At 55.2% G+C, this 16,707-nt stretch carries 7 protein-coding genes; 1 reads left to right on the forward strand and 6 read right to left on the reverse strand.

What is annotated here, in order from left to right; genetic code table 11:
- Positions 1–36: 36 nt before the first annotated feature.
- Positions 37–1,515 carry an NAD-dependent succinate-semialdehyde dehydrogenase gene (locus tag R8G34_10445; GenBank protein MDW3223289.1) on the forward strand — a complete coding sequence of 493 codons (1,479 nt, stop codon included), beginning with the start codon at positions 37–39 and terminating at the stop codon, positions 1,513–1,515.
- 73 nt (positions 1,516–1,588) lie between these two features.
- Here the strand turns inward: R8G34_10445 and R8G34_10450 are convergent, their stop codons facing one another.
- From R8G34_10450 to R8G34_10475, 6 genes are read right to left on the reverse strand one after another with little or no spacing between them, the layout of a single operon-like run.
- Positions 1,589–4,867 (reverse strand): hypothetical protein, encoded by a 3,279-nt coding sequence (locus tag R8G34_10450; GenBank protein ID MDW3223290.1) that lies wholly within the window; start codon positions 4,865–4,867, stop codon positions 1,589–1,591.
- Positions 4,864–6,219 (reverse strand): ATP-binding protein, encoded by a 1,356-nt coding sequence (locus R8G34_10455; protein ID MDW3223291.1) that lies wholly within the window; start codon positions 6,217–6,219, stop codon positions 4,864–4,866. The genes R8G34_10450 and R8G34_10455 overlap by 4 nt, the downstream gene beginning before the upstream one ends.
- Complete coding sequence (locus tag R8G34_10460; GenBank protein MDW3223292.1) at positions 6,212–9,667, reverse strand: contractile injection system tape measure protein; 3,456 nt, start codon at positions 9,665–9,667, stop codon at positions 6,212–6,214. The genes R8G34_10455 and R8G34_10460 overlap by 8 nt, the downstream gene beginning before the upstream one ends.
- Positions 9,664–11,829 (reverse strand): hypothetical protein, encoded by a 2,166-nt coding sequence (locus tag R8G34_10465; GenBank protein ID MDW3223293.1) that lies wholly within the window; start codon positions 11,827–11,829, stop codon positions 9,664–9,666. Before R8G34_10465 ends, R8G34_10460 begins: the two co-directional genes overlap by 4 nt.
- On the reverse strand, positions 11,826–12,683 hold the full coding sequence (locus tag R8G34_10470; GenBank protein MDW3223294.1) for a hypothetical protein: 858 nt from the start codon (positions 12,681–12,683) through the stop codon (positions 11,826–11,828). The genes R8G34_10465 and R8G34_10470 overlap by 4 nt, the downstream gene beginning before the upstream one ends.
- Entirely contained in the window at positions 12,680–16,630 is a 3,951-nt protein-coding gene (locus R8G34_10475) for a hypothetical protein (GenBank protein ID MDW3223295.1), read from the reverse strand. The genes R8G34_10470 and R8G34_10475 overlap by 4 nt, the downstream gene beginning before the upstream one ends.
- Between the last annotated feature and the right edge of the window lie 77 nt (positions 16,631–16,707).

Genomic DNA, 16,707 nt, shown 5'->3' on the forward strand with positions numbered 1-16,707 from the left:
TTTGAGAACCACAGCCATTTTCGCGGAGGACCCGAAATGAAAGATATTCTAAACACCGATCTCAAATCCTTGTTGAAGGACCCAAGCCTCTTGGAAACCCGTGCCTACATCGGCGGCGCGTGGGTCGACGGCGATGACGGAACGTTTGATGTAACGAACCCCGCGCGCGGTGATGTGATTGCGTCTGTGGCCAATCTGAGCCGCGCACAGGTCGCCGGTGCCATTGCCCAAGCGGAGCAAGCGCAAAAGGAGTGGGCCGCCTGGACCGGTAAGGAACGCGCCGGCGTCATGCGCAAATGGTTCGATCTGATGATGGAAAACGCCGACGATCTGGCCACCATCCTGACGGCGGAACAGGGCAAACCGCATGCCGAAGCCAAGGGTGAGATCGGTTATGGGGCCAGCTTCATCGAATTCATGGGCGAACAAGCCAAGCGCGTTTACGGCGAAACCATCCCCGGTCATCAACGCGACAAACGCATTACAGTATTGAAACAACCCATCGGTGTCGCAGCCTCGATTACGCCATGGAATTTCCCCAACGCCATGATCACACGCAAGGCCGCGCCCGCTTTGGCGGTTGGTTGCGCGTTCGTTGCACGTCCGGCGGCAGAAACGCCGCTCAGCGCAATTGTGATGGGGGTGCTGGCGGAACGTGCCGGTGTGCCTGCGGGGGTCTTTAACGTAGTGCCCTCTTCATCCTCCTCTGCCGTTGGCAAAGAGTTCTGCGAAAACCCCGCCGTACGCAAACTGACCTTTACCGGATCGACAGAGGTTGGTCGCATCTTGCTGAAACAAGCCGCTGATCAGGTCATGAAATGCTCTATGGAGTTGGGCGGCAATGCCCCGTTCATCGTCTTTGATGACGCCGATCTGGACGCCGCCGTAGAAGGCGCCATGTTGTGTAAGTTCCGCAATAATGGCCAGACCTGCGTCTGTGCCAACCGCATCTATGTTCAGGCGGGCGTATACGACGCATTTGCTGCCAAACTGAAGGTCGCCGTGGAAAACCTCAATGTCGGCGATGGTCTCACAGAGGGCGTCACCACGGGGCCACTCATCAATCAGGACGCGGTTGAAAAGGTCAAGGAACACATGGAAGACGTGGTGGCCCACGGCGGTACAATCCTGACAGGTGGTAAAGCGCATGAAATGGGCGGCACGTTTTTCGAACCGACCGTTGTCACCGGCGTGACCCAAGACATGAAGGTCGCGACAGAAGAAACCTTTGGTCCACTGGCCCCGCTCTTCAAATTTGAGGACGAGGACGAGGTGATCGCAATGGCCAATGACACGATCTTTGGTTTGGCGTCCTATTTTTATGCCAAAGACCTGAGCCGCGTTTACAAGGTCGCGGAGGCTTTGGAGTACGGGATCGTTGGCGTGAACACGGGTATCATTTCGACCGAAGTTGGCCCCTTTGGCGGTGTGAAACAATCCGGGTTGGGCCGCGAAGGGTCCCATCACGGCATCGAAGATTACCTTGAGATGAAATATATCTGCATGTCGGTCTAAACCCCATGCAATTCACGATGAGGGCCGCTTTTTGCGGCCCTTTGTGCTGGGGCCTATGCGGCAAGCGTCCGGTTCAGGGTTTGGGCCCGTTTCGCGCACGCTGGATGAAATTGAACAGCAAGGTCAACAACAGCACAACAATCAAAGCGCTGAGAAAGATCTGTGGCCAGACAGCTTTGTGATCGCAGGCCGTCAGCACCAACAGCATAGCCAGAATACCGGCCACGCCGATGCGTACGACACCCACCTTGAACGCGATCTTGTCGATCAGACCACTATAAAATGACCGCCAGACTAGCAGTACAACCACCGCAAAAACTGCTATTGTCACTAGCGCGATGTAAGCTCTGCGTGGACAGGACCAGGTGCAAACCTGATCAAAGGTGCCCTGCGCGAAAGCCAATTGGGTCGGCAGTGTCGATGCATTCCACTCGGTTGCTATGATGCGCGCGATCGTTGGGGTTTCAGGGTCGCTTAATTGAGGGATGGGCCAGAAGCCAATACCGGCGAAATTGTCCTGAAAATAGACCACGTCGTCCAGAAACTGACTGAAGGCCTCCGCGTTAGGATCGGAGTCTTGCCCTTTCAGGGGACGTTGCTTGACCAATTCATGCGCACTTGGTGGAATGACAGGGATCAGACTACGCAGAACAGTGGACCTCTCTGTCCCTCTGAAATTCCCCCGGTCCATACGCGCACGCAGGTTCTTTTTGGTTTCTGTCGTGGGGCGCTCCAGAAAAACCAGAATTTTATCTACGGTTTTTTCACCATCTTCACCCGGGATGAGCAGTTCGCGAAGGTCGTTCATAAGGGCTTCGCTGGGTTCCACATCGATCAGCGAAAAATCAAACGCCACATTCACAGTCTGGCCGCGCGGTTCTAATTCATTCTGGACCTGACGAATAATTCTGATCATCTTTGTGACGTTGACGTCATCGTTCGGCCGCCCCGTATAGTCTTCGAAAATCAGCGTCACGCCGTCAGGCTGCATTGTGTCAAAGAGCGTGGGAATAGCGCTTTTGACACCCGCGATCGATCTATCGCGAAAGCGCTCAATAGGACTGGAATGGTCAACGATGCGTTCAACCGCGTAGGAAATCTCCTGCTCCGACCACTCCGCCCAACTGCGCAAATCAAAAGACAGGTCCACCTCGGCGCGATGCTGATGCGCACTGTTGATGAAATCACGCCTCATATTGACCCAATGTGTCACGTTATTCAGCCGCAGGTTCCGGTCTCCTGATGCAGCCTGTGGGAATTCAAACCGCAATTCCAACCCATAAAAAGCAACGCGACTTATCAGCCCGAAATCAATCACTTCGAGCACTGGTGGCTCTTCCTCAGTATCACTTGGCGCCTCTTCAAGCGGCGCGAACCAAAATGGATAGAAGCCATAAACGTTGCTGTTGTCCGGCAGGTTGCGTTCGGGCACACAGTTGCAATCCGCTATCGCGAAGTCTCCGGTCAGACGCGGGTCCGAGGCGTTTTCTACGGTCGTTTCGGCAATGACGGTCGCGCGGGTCATCAGTGCCGGCGACAAAGGGGTATCCACCGGTTGACCAGTCGCGGCGGGGATCGAACCGAGGGCCGCACGAAACAGGCGTTCAGTGGGATAGGTGATGCGCAGGAGGCTTTGCATCCGCTCTTCCAGTTTGGCGGCGGTCGGATCATCAGCAGCCTGCGCCACATCCGGCAGCATTAGAATCTCGTCCAACAAATCCGGGGTCAACTGCCAGTCACTGCTGATGGCCGCTTCAATCAGGGCCATATCCTGCGTTACCATGTCATTTACCTGATCTGGAACCAGAGGACGCAAGAGTGCTCTGACATCCGCTTTTATCAGTTCTACGTTGGTCCCAATCAGGAAAGGGCCGTCATATATTGCCTGCGTGAATACGTCGTTGGTGATGGTTTGGAGCGCCGCTGTAACGCTCGCGTCCGTCACCCCGATCAATGGCGGCAATTCGAGTGGATCAAAGTTCTCAGGATCCACGCGGGGCTCATCAAGCGTCTCGGTGATTTCTTCTGCCGCACTGCTCAGCAAATCTGCTGCCGCCTCGATCTGCGTATTCAAAGCATCAGTCAATGCGTTTGAAAGGTTCACTTCCAATCCCGCGATCAGATCATCACGATTGGCGACCTTCACGCCCGTTAGTGGTTCCAGGATGGGGGCGCTGTCCAGTAGGTCAGGATTGAGCACGAAACCCGCCACACGTTCAGGATCAAGCTGGAAACGCAGGCCAAGTTGATCCGCGTTCAAAACCAATTGGCTGATCCTGTCCAAAGCGCACGGATCAAGCGCCTCACCAAGTGCCGCGCGAAGTGCGCCATCAAGGAGTTCAGCGCTGGAAAAGCTTTGCTCAGCCAATGGCGCCAACAAGCCCGCCACATCGACAGTCTGCACCAATTGATCCAGCTGTGGCTGATCAAAGCTGTAAAACGTAAGTGTGGTCGGATCCGAGGTCATCCGACATGAAGCGGGCTCGTCTGAAGCGTGATCCACTTCCTCGACGGGTTTCATCTTGGCAAAATCCGCCAGCAAGGACATCACCGTATGGCGTGTCCCGACCAGCAAAAAAAGGCGCCTCTGCAGATCCTTTGCCATCCACCGGGCAAAGGCGGGATCCTGCAAATCATCAAGCGCACCAGGAAAGGCGGCTTCAAGTTGGCCGTAGGTTTCCAGCGCATCCGGAAAACCAGAGCCTCCCGCCACCACGGGCATGACGGTGCAAAGATCTTCGAGTGTTTCATCCAAAGCCAGAATGTCAAAAGCCGTCTGCGCCTGTTCGGAGAGTGCAGCTCCAGAAAGGTCATCACAAGACGTGCCAGCCGCCGGGCGCAGAACAGCCGCCGTTTCGGCGGGCGGACCCGCAAGACGCAATAAGGTCATGTCGGGCGTGTCTTCTGGTGTCAGCGGAATGAATCCATCTACAGCCGTCAGACGCCCCCGCCAAAACGGCACGTAGGATGTCAGTTCGCCAAATTCGACCGCCAATTTAACTGTTTCCGCAGCACCGTTTTCGGAGGTGAGTCCGGGTATCTGCGTGCATAGGCGTGCCAGACTATTGCGCGTATAATCCCCCCATGTGCCGTCGGTCAAAAACCGGCTACTGTCCTGAAGGCCGGTGGCTAACCCGCTCTGCATGGTTGCAAAAAGTGTGGATTGGCTTTGATCACTGATCCGTTCGCTGAATTCCGCGCGCGTCTGGGAGGTGAACAAATCATCCGCCGACAAGGTGGCGAAAAGCGGCCCGCAAAACCCCGGATCATTTTCCTGAGCGTAGGAAGCGCCAGGCAAAGCACTGATGATCATCGTGAAAATTGCAAACAGAAACCGGATCAACAGGGTCATGCTGTGCGTCCTTCTTTGCGCATTTCACTGGCAATAGCGCTTTGAATATCCTTGCTGGACACAGTCGCAGACTTGCGCCGCAGTGCCGTAATCGCTGCGTGGCGTACCACATTGGTAATGGATCCGCCGACCAGCGCATGCGCCTGCGCGATCTTGGCAATGTCCACATCTGCGGCCAATGGGACCTGCGCCAACAAGCCTGACCAGATTTTTTTGCGTTGTTCCGGGTCGGGTCGCGAGAAACCCAGCGCCATTTGGAACCGCCGGAAAAACGCATCGTCAATATTGCCACGCAGGTTGGTGGCAAGAATAACCAGACTGCGGCAATCCTCAATTCGCTGCAGCAAATAGGAAACCTCCTGATTTGCATATCGGTCATTTGAAGAAGTGGTTGCGGTGCGGCTGCCAAAAAGCGCGTCTGCTTCGTCAAAAAACAGGATCCATTCGCGTTCCGCGGCCATATCAAAGACAACACCAAGGTTTTTCTCGGTCTCGCCGATGTATTTTGAAACGACCATGGATAAATCCACGCGGTACACATCTAGGCCGGTACGCTTACCCAAAAGTGATGCCGTCAACGTTTTGCCCGTGCCGGGTGGACCATAGAACAGCGCCTTGAAGCCATCTCCCAACTGGCGGGATAGCCCCCAATCCCCAAGAATCTGATCCCGGTTTTCCAGCCACGCAATAATATGGTCCAGATTGTGTTGTAAATCGCGGGGCAAGGCGAGGTCGTCCCAGTCAAGTCCCGTTTGCAACCGCTTCGCAGGAAAGTTGGGCGAAAAATCCGGCTTCGGGGCTGAACCTTCGCACAATGCCACCACACGGTGCACCGGCAATTGAAGCGTCGCGGCGAATACGGTGTTGGTTGTTGTACCCAAATCCAGCCCAGCGATCTGGCGCAGCGGATTATCCACGTCGAAATAGTGCATTGCGCCAATCCGCGCGGTCGGATCCGCGCCAGCTACCAGAAAAAGCGCCGTTTCCGCCGTGGGATGAAAGGCATGTTCACTGATCACGCCCCCAAACTGGGAAAATACACGATCGATCGGTGTATTTTTGACAAAGAATGGATCAAGGATGGAAGAGTGCACATGCGGTGCAAGTGCCAGAGCCAGGATCAAACGAGCGTGGACCGTCAGTTTGGCGCGGTGAACCAATTGTGCCAACGCAGAAGCGGGCGGTAACTCTGGCGGGCTTTCCATTTGAAAATCAACATCTTTACCCGCGAAGAAGTGCTTTAGTCGCGTTTCGATCACATTTGAAAGCCACGCCAATTCGGCAGTGATCGCCTGTGCGTGAATTTGTGCAGGCACGCTGTTTGGAATGGTAAAAAGGGCGGCATCAGACATCGCTGTCTCTCCAATGCACTATGCAAGGTTCGGGCATCCACGGCAAAGCGATGGTGCCAAAACTCCATGGCAACCTATCCAGCAACATATCAAACGGGCCGATGTCGACACGCAAAATCCAACCTGTTTCTTGCTGTTTCAACACGGCGTTTCGACGAATGAAGGCTTCGCGCAAGCCGTCTGCTGACGTTTGTCCCAATGCACCCCATCGTTCAATGACCGACACCAACAGACTATTGATCAGGGCCACATCAGATGGCGTCAAAACATGCGTTGATGGGAGTGCCCAATTCTGCGGAAGTCCCAGAAGCATCTTTTCCACCGGATCGGTCGGCTGATCTTGCGGTGCTTCCTGATCAGCAATGACTTGCAACGCGCGTCGCGCCGCAGGCATGTTTTCCTTTGGAATCTGGCGTTTTTCATCCAAAAGCGCCAGACGTTCAAACAGCATAGGCAGATAGGGATGGAACAGGATCAACCCGCCCCGCTCAGACAAAAAGGCCCGCGCGGGTGAGGCGGGGTGAGCATCTTGATCCACGCGGCCTGTTCGATCCGTTTCCGTACAAGCGTCACCTTCGGAGGGCGCTTTTGCAGATGTCAGCACGGACAAAAGCTGTTCAATTGATGACAGGGCAATCTGCCGCAGATGCGGCGGGTACATCCTATCGCTGTAACTCAGTCGCGCCGCAACCTGGCGCAACGCATTGCGCCGTTTTGGGATGTCCGGAAACAGGTCTGCGATGCGCGCTTCCAAAAATGCCTCAAATCGATCATCCGGACCGCGCGGCGCCGTTACCAACGCCATAATCGCGCGGATATGGTCAGTGTTATGGTTCTGCTCAACGGTCAGGGGCAGGTCCTGTTCAGGCGAATCCACATTTTGGTTTACTTCTGGGCGATCAGTTGCTGATTGGACCTCAAGCTCGGCACTGGAATGGATCTTGTTGTTGGATACCTTTGCGCCCTGATTTTCCGCGGATGCTTCGATCCATGGTTTTGACTCGGCACGTGGCTCACCTGATTGATCGCCTCCAGGCCTGCGAGGTGCCTTAAGTGATGGCTCCGTAGATTTTGGATCCGATACCGGTGAGGCTTCTGCGTCAGCAGCATCCTGATTTAGTTTCGCCGTCAAAGCATCCGGTTCCAGCATTTCATTGGAACTGCCGTCAGGTGAAATGGTTTGCGACGAGCTCGATTGCTTAGACATTGGCGCGACAAGACCAGGTGTTTCGATCTCCGAATTGGATCGGCTGTCTCCGAGCGGTGCAGGTTCTGCGACATTTTCTGCTGCACGACTGCCGACACCCAGGCTGTTCGCGTCTTGGGGGTCAATTGGCAAGGCACGCCAAATCATATCAAATACGGCCCGCCAATACTTGCCACTTTGGAAATCTATCTCTTCGGCAACGGACGTAATTGTCGACACGATGGGTTCACGGAGTGATCGCGGCTGCAGTTCCTTCGCACCTTTGGTGAAGTTACTTTGCCCAGACGACGCCGCACCCGCGAGCCCAATACTGTCCGATGTTTGATCTATCGCCTTTGCAGGCACATCAATTCCTTCGACATGCTGCGGATTATCCTCGTTTGGAATTTGTTTTCCAGGGTTGATCTGCCTTTCCTGATCCCGCGCCAGATCTTGCAAACTGCGCAGCAACTCTGTTTCACTTAACAGCGAAGAAGGATCCCCTTCCTTCGGTTTCGCCTTTGCAGTTTGTCCTGTTGGTGTTTCGAGAGCGGCGGGCGATGCATCGGGACCTTCGGACTCTGAGCCATAAATAACGGCGAGTGCTTCCAGAACGTCCTCTCGTGGATGGCCCGCTGCGATTAACAGACGCATCCAAAGATCGGGGTCTGAGACAGTCAAAGGTTGGGGATGAAACATCCGATCCATCGGCGCATCATGTTGGTTGAACTCTTCCTCGCCGGGATCAAGCGGTTTTGTCTCACGATCCGCTCGCGCCGTTTTATGACCCCGCTGAACAATATTTGGATCCGCTTGCACGCGATTTCGATCAGGTGCTGAGTCATGCGCATGGATCGGCGGATCATGATAATCCTGTCGTACTTTAATCTGATCGTCTGGTGAGATATCGGGTTCGGTGGGTGCCTGAAGTTGGCCGGTCGGAACAGGATTTGGATCAGATCGTGAGGCTTGATGATCCGTAGCAGAGGGTGACCGACGCGCAGTATCACGTGATGTCTGCTCTGCACGTCGATTGCGGCCCGTCTCCTGATCCTCATTCGATGCGGATGTTCGCAACGCAGGTTCGTCCTGAACCACATCTAAGGACAGCATTGCAATATGCGGCGCAAGCGCGTGGGCACGCTCTGCGGCCAAAGGCTGCGGCGTACCGGATTTCTGGATCAATTGTGCCAACGGTCCTTCTATCATCTGCGCACGTCTTGTAACGGCGGCAAGTTGTTCCACCAGTGTATCGGCAATGTCACGCTCCGTTTCTTGTGGCACATCCGAGCCAGCCTGTTCGCTCGCCAGCGCGTTTCGCGAGACGCTTTGAGGGGTATTCAAACGCTTGGCCTGATGTATCAGCTGAGATGGGTCCGCGTGATCCTGATCGTCCCACAACGCCTTGGGAACTTTCGCGAAGTCCTTCTTTGCGTCGTCTGATTTACCGCCGTTAGGCTCGCGCGCAGTTTTCTGCTGGGACGGTGCCGCAGCCGCGAGGTTTTCTGACACACCCTCTGACGGGTTCGTGTAAGACGGTTTCCGATCTATTATTTTCAAACCGGTCGATCGTTCTTGAGACCCAATCAGCGTGCGAAGTACCGACTGTGCCTCGGCATCTAACGAGCGAACAGCTTCTGAAACTGCACCTTGAAGCGACCAATCCGGTCCCGTACCAGGCTTTTCAACCCCAACCAAAGCTGCGATCGCACGGGACATGGCTGCCCGGCGCGCAGCGTCTACCTGCCCACGCATTAACAGACGTAAGCGCGCCAGGTATGCTATGAGACACGCGGCCTCATCTTTCGCAACACCCGAAACAGTTCCGTATTGCTCAGGTGGTTCGGTCGTATCAGGACGACCGCTTTGAGCCGATTTCTGACCGGTGGGTTCATCCGCCACATCGGCTTTGGCATCTTCATCCGTCGCAAATTCAGTTTTACGCGGCGATCTCAGATAAGGTCGCAGAGCACTCAACAGCTTTTCTGAAAAACTGCGGCGCACATCGCTCCATATCGGGTCCTCGGGCCAGTCACCCAAATCAATTTCCAGCACCTCGGCCCTTGCCTGCGCACCAGAATCGGAAAGATCTTCTAATACTTGCTCCAATACTGGTAGCAACTGCGTTCTGGTATGTGAGAGTATAGCTTCGGGCGTTGCGAGTGGACCATTTCCGGAGACCACGTCAAAGTCGATCACCATTGTGCCAACGGAATGCACGGGCTCTCCAGCCATTGTTTTTTGAGCAGCACCCGAACTCATGTCACGGCCCGCCCCTCGGACAGTAAGGCGCGCAATTCACGTTTGGCGTCAGCGTCATCTTGCAGATACCGTTCATGCAACACCTCGAAACGCGCCATTTCCGGTTGACTGAGCCAATACGGTACAATCCTCAGATGGGCCGGAGAGAGAGTCTCGATCAATCGCTCCACATAGGCGCGATATGTCGGTTGGCTGCTACGTGCCGTCCACCCGGTCAACACAAGTGTTGCAGTGTTGGGGCTGAAATCACTGCTGACACTGCGCAGCAGAATATCTTCGATGAGGAACGCACCTTCTGAATTTGCGTGGATCGCCCGCCAACTTGCGCGCATGCGCTGTGTGAATATTTTTGCCGCCTGCGCACTTGGAAACATTTCACACAAATAGAGATGGGTTTCATCGCCTGAGTCAAAGAAGACCGCATGGGAATTTTCCTCGGTTCGCGACACAATAAACGACCGCGGATCGGCGGCGCGCAAGAACAAGTCCGGGGAACACTTGCCATCCACGATCCAAGGGCTGGCGTGCAACAGATCGGCTTCCGGCAATTGTTGTGCAACTGGATCATGCGGGACCAGCATGTCGAAGGGATCATCAGGCAGTTTCAATGCGTTGCGTGGGTAGTCAGGCTCGAAGCCTTCGTTGTCAAACTGAAGCGAAAGGTCAAATCTGACCATCTCCTGAGCCAGATTGCTGTGGTGATCCAGATCCGCTAGCAGGCGAAACTTTGCAAGAAACGCACCGGGAACCTCACCGTCAGGACCCGTGCCGCGACCCCGGTTAAAGTAAGGTAGTGCTGCGAGAAAATCGAGGCGCCAACGGATATCAAAGAATGCCCGATCGGCAGCGCTGCGATAAGTATGAAGCCCTGCGTGGCGCGTGACAGGCATTTCTTCGCCCTGATGGGCGATCAGATAGTCCAACAAATCGACGCGGTGGCGTTGAACGGCGGGGTCGTCGGAAGCCGCATCCGTGGTGGCAGTCAGAAAAGCGGGCAAATCCCGTAATGTCCCTGACATTTCAGCCAGATGCGCGTTCACCGCTGAGCGATAGCGCGCCAGCAAGCTTGCTTCGGTCGACGTCTTGGCACCAGCCACATAGACACCCGGCAACAAGGCATCGACGGGCACCTGATCGAAGTTGCGACGCTGGCCCGCAGTGGGCGGGAGCCAATCATCGGCTTTGAGGTGATGCTGCGCCTGTGCGATATGTTCTGCCGAAACCCGTACGAACTCTTCAAGGATCTGACTCGGATCCAGTTTCAAGGGCACATCGTCCAGCGTCAGTTCCAACTCAATATCAGCGACAGTTTCCGGCAACGTCAGATCAAGGTAATAGGCTTCTGCCGGATCTTCCCCGTCGCGCGGCGTGATGGGCTGACTTGACAGAGAGAACGTGGACACATCAATGACTCCGGGAATCTCGCGAAAGTCGGCCAGGTAATCCTCAAGGTTCGGGACGCTGCTATCCTGATCAGAAGGCGCATGCAAAAAGGCCTGAGGATGATCATAAACTGTCTGACGCGTGGCCCCTTCATTGGCCCGGTGCCCAACCGCCTGTCCCCGTAGAATCGCAGAGACATGAAAGTATATTTCTGCTGCAACCCGTTCCGGAATGGCCGTCGCGGTTATTTTGACGCTCCCAGTAAGCATTGCAGACATACGTTTCGCCACATAGAGACGATTAAGATCACAGGCCAAAGGCCGCCGGGATCGAAAGGCAGTGCGAACTTTCTTTTTGGCCTGCTCACGATGGTTTTGTATCGTTTCGCCATGAGCAGAGCGCGCAGGGATGACAACCGCATCAAATAGCCCTGAACGCGGTCCACGAGACACCAGAACACGCGAAATTCCATCTACTTCGGTAAGTTCTGTCGCCAGATCGAGCATCGTTACCGGATCACCCGGCAAGACCTGCGACGGCAAAAACAGCGATAATCCGTTGAATCGAATATCGCCTCTGTCGTTCGTCAGTAAATCAGCCGTGCTGTGGACGGCCTGAAACGACACTTCACTCAATGCAAAACAAGTCTGTTCCAACAGAGTAACACCGGGGTCATGAAGGTTGTAATCGGTCCAGATGTTGCCAGAGGCGGCCTGCGCAAACCCAATCGCTGATCGACGCAGCGTATCAAAATCCTTGGGGGCAGGCGGTGAGGTCATAACAACCCCTCATCCCTGTCGGTGTTACGGCGTGATCCCTCCATCAGGGAATCGAACCACAAGCGTGTCAGGTAGTAGCGAATATTCTTGCCTGCACCGTAGTTTGCATTTGAGCGCAGTTGCAGTTTGAAGTGATGACGCTCATCTGTCGCCACCCAACGCAGTTTCAGCCGGTCCGCATAGCTGCCATAGACTGCGGTTTGCGCGCGAATACGACGGCGACCAAACATCCAGTTCAGGATCGGGTTTCGGGGATGAAATGCGTTCATCGCGATCGCATGTAGCATCGCATAGTGACCGGCATTCACTTCAGCCCCTGCGCCTGCCATGACTTCAAAGGCCTGGCAACCGGTCATCGCGGACGTAATATCATGCCATTTGCCATCGGCCGGGATATGCGCAATATCAGGTGATGGCATACCCACCCGCCCCGCCATTCGGGCCACGCCATTGACGTCGAGCCGCCATGCAGGGTTTTCGGCGTCCAGACCTGCTCTTCCGTCACGCGTCAGGCTCAAACCCCGTGCTTTGGTCTGAGGCGCATCGTTGTCAAGCTGGTTCGCCTGTGCTCCTTGCTGTGGTTTGAAATGCAATGCGCCGGGTGCCTGACCGGAAGTTGTTGAACCATGCTCGATGGTCCATGACGGTGTCGGCGTGCTGAGCCCCTGATACAGGCTCATTACGCGCAAAGACGTCCCGACAGAATTCAGGTTCAAACCGTCTATCGCAGTTTTGGAATACCCATCTTCGACAGTATTTACATTACTGTCGATCAGATCGCGATAGTGCTCTGCTGTCGGCAGAGCGCCTTCGCGGAAAAAGGATTTGAGCGTCGTACGATCTTGTTTTGTCACGAATTAGTCCCCTGGCCCACGATGAGCATGTCGCCAATTGACAACCGTCCAATACCGCTTTGCGTCGGTCGGTCGTCGTTAGTTCTTAGAAGTGGCTTCAGCGCGTGATCGGTAGCTGACAACGGCAGGCTCCACGGTTGGGCTGCGGTGATCCAGGGCCCATGCGGCCCACGCGTATCAGACTGCGCAGTGTCCATGAGGACATGTGTGCCCGCATCATCAGACGCGAGGTGCAGCACGGAAAAGTCATTTATGCGGTGCACGTAATCAAGCGCATTGATATGCGCGCGCAGCAGTTTGACATTCAAAGACCAGCCGAAACGTTTCAGTGGATCAGGTGCTGTCCAAACGGAGAGATACCGGTTCAGATGCGTTTTGAGGCGTTGCGCCATCGCCCCATCATCCCGGTCACGATCAAAGACCAGACTGGCCCGCACATGCAGACGCTCAAAGCTGGGGTTGACGATGTCATATGTGGCAAATTCCGAACCAAGCCGGGTCAGATGATCCCGTATCCGCTGCAGGGTTGCCACATCAAAGACCAGCGGCGTTATCGGCGCGTCTGCCTTAATAACAGGCGGTTTTCGCACCACGACAACTGTCACCTGCCCGGGGGCTGGTTGAGGGGAGCGGCGATCCAGATGCGGCAGGCATTTGACCATCCAGACTTCAGGAAAGGCATCCAGAACGAGCCGTTCAACGTCCCAGGGCGTGACGGCGCGCTTGCGATGACGTAACCGCTCACCTACCCGAGCGGTGAAATCACGTATTGTTTCCGGGGGACGAACGTCAGCAGCAACCGGCACTTCAACGGGCGCTGACAGACCCGCCTGAGCGGGTTCGAAATTCCAGGCACGCGCCGTATCCGACCCGTCGTAGCTGGCATCAGTACAAAGCGACCAGACGCCATTGATATCAATTGAAGTGACACTGGGAAACACGCTCAGGTCGGGCTTTGTGGCCACAGCCGCAAGCCATGCGCCCTCATTGGGCATTTCCGAGGTCACCTTGATTGCATCCTCGGGCAAGTTGATCGCAACAAGTCCGGACCGCATAAGGTCGGCAGTACTGTCTGATGCAATGGCTGTCGCGGGGAGAGGCGCCCATCCCGTAAACGTCAGATAATACCAGTCGACCGGGTTCGGCTCAGGCACCCGGCGCAGATGCCCTTTATCCGCAACGTTGAACAACAATGTCAAAGGCCCCGTCGCATCGCGGCCGCTGATCTGAATGAAAAGATGTCCGTATCCAAGCCGGGGGGGAAACAGCGATATACTGCGCAACGTTCTTTTGGGAAATACTTCGACCTGCCCGAAAGGCCCCACTTGCACGACCTTCTCGCCCAACCTTGCGGTTTGCGGCGCGTTTATCTCTATCTTTGCATGTGCCGTATATGAAAGTGAGATAGTGGAAATACGCGGCACATAGGGCGCAGACGGTACAGGACGCGGCGGTAAAACCGGTGCAGGCAAAAGTCTCGGACGCATCGCCTTGACCAAAGCAAACGGATACTCATCTGCCAGAAACCCGTTGGCGGTGCCGGTCAGGGTCAAGCTGATCATCCCCGCAGGTATTTTCTGACGCGCACTGAAATCCTGAGCGGTCAATTCGCGGTTCGCAGGGTTTGAGGGTGCATATAACGGGCTGTCAAAGGTCCATTCAGAACTGATCTCACCCAGATCCGACCGTTCAAACATCGGTAGCTCTTTGTCACCCAGCGCTTTCCAGCCATCTCCACTGAGAAACGCCAGTGTCAGTTTTGGATCGGGCACATCTCGGGTTTTGGCATAGTTTTTATAGTGAGCCTCAAACCCTCCCATCGCGGCTGGCGTATCCGCCCAGGTCACGTTGACGCCCACATCAGTGATCGGTTTTGTTGCCATTTCCATGCAGCCGACCCAGATCGAAGCGCCATCTTTTGGACGTGCGCCGAAAGGCATGAAGGACTGGTCCGTTACAACCGGGCCATCATCGGAAAATGCTACAATCTGCTTTACCCCTACCGCCTTCACCCGAATGTCGAAATTCTTGACCTGATACCGTTCGAAAAAGGACACGGGACACACCCGCGCATTGGCAGCGTAACGTAGTGACAATACAGGCGCTGATGCTGGCTCAATCGCTGCAATCGCGGGCAAGGTATCGTTCAATTTCAGCTTCAGGGTCAGCCCGGCATTGCCTGCATGCGTATTGGACAGAACCTGGGTCACTGATGCATGCACCGGCCCCTCTTGCGTACTCAATGTAATGGCAAAAGCATCACTGAGCAGTTTTTCGAAAACATCTTCTGATGCCAGAACGAATGTCCCGTCGTCTGTTGTCTCAAACGCATCAAATATCATCGACTGATGATCGGTATGTCCCTCCATCAATGCAGATTGGCCGCTCAGTTCTGCGCGACAAACATCTATTTTTGCGCGCAGCGCCTTCCAGTAATCACCGCTGGGAAACGTGCGTGTTTCAATCAAACTGAGAGTCACAATACGGCCCAGCAGAATACGCAGCGATGATACACTGAGAGCGTGATGGGCCAGCACTTCATACACCAGCGACAGCGACAGTGTAACGCGCCTCTCTGCCGCCAGAGCCTGAACCTTTCGCGCCACACGTTCAATGCTTACGTCAAGATCAGACTGGCTGAAGGCTTCCATCAACTCCGGGTCTTCGCGCAGCGACAAAACCAGATCAGGATCCAGCGGGTCCTTTCCAGTGCTCGTCATCGGCCTGTCGGGTCGATGGGTAGATTGCGCAGGTAATGCGCTGCGTCGCGTCATGTTGATTGACACTTCGATCCAGCGCTCACCTTCTGCCAGCGCAAACATCGGCGAAGCAAGATCAAGACCAAGCCTTACGGGGTCAGTGGTTGTCGGTGAAAAGACCGGTTGCGCATTGATCCGAGGGCCCGGTGGATAGGCTTCGGCACGCACGCCACTAATCCCGTTCAGCGTCGCATTGAGTGAGATCAGCGGATCCATATCATAGCTCAAGACCGCAGTTTGCGCCAATGTCGCCTGACTGACAGGCACAGTAGCTTCGGTTTCAAACTGTTGGATCGACCCCGTTTCTGTGCGGGCCTGAAGTTTTGTTCCCTTTGCCAAGGCGCCCGACTGGCGGCTGTTTGGCAAATGCAGCAGAACCCGCTCGCGCGAGGGTCCAGCGGGTTCCTGACCAATCACATCGCGGTAATAGTACTGCGTGAACCGATCCAGAAAATCATTGATCTGCGTCTCGACCAACATGGAAGTTCGCAGTTCCGCGATCAAAAGCCCCAGCGTCGGATCCATGTTACCCGATGCGATACGGGCCTCAAAAGCGGTTTGCGCCATGGGTTGGAGGGTGGCCACGGTATTGCGTAAAAGCGCATGGTTGCCACGCAGCCCTGTTTCAATCGCACGCGCTTTTTGCAACGCATCACGATCGTCAGACAGCGCACGTGCGGATACACCCCAGCTCTTGACAGCCGCCAGAACATCTTTGCTTTTGTTGCGTGACAGACTGTTCAGGCGGTGGATCAGATCGGCCTCGGCATTGATTTGAGCAATCTGTTTTGAAAAAATGGTCAGCTGTGCCGTTTCGATCCTTGCCAGCCAATCCCGAAGGCACCGCGACAAATCTCCAATCTGCTGAATGGCCGCGTCAGGATCTTCCTCCATTGCCCTTTCAAACCGGCGCGCCTCATCTTCGGGATGGAACGAGAGTACCTCGGCAAGAACATAGGCCGGCTCAGACAAAAACAGACGCGCCCATGGCCCTACATCGGCGGCGCTGATTAAATGGACATTCTGCGCGCCCAAGTGTTTCCCCGCGCGACAAAACGACTGGGCCAAGTCTAGCGGCAAAAGTTTCAATGACCGTTCTTCTAAAGGCTGCGGCAGGCGCAACCGATCCAGTGCACCCGGCGTGACCGCTATGTTTTTCCAGTCTGTCAGCACATCCAACCACGGCATTGGGAGCAAGTATAATGGCAGCGAACCTTCGGTCGCCGCGCGGAGGCACCTGTCAACGCAGTGATCAGTAACATAAA

The organism is Paracoccaceae bacterium (genome assembly GCA_033344815.1).
GTDB lineage: Bacteria > Pseudomonadota > Alphaproteobacteria > Rhodobacterales > Rhodobacteraceae > Roseobacter.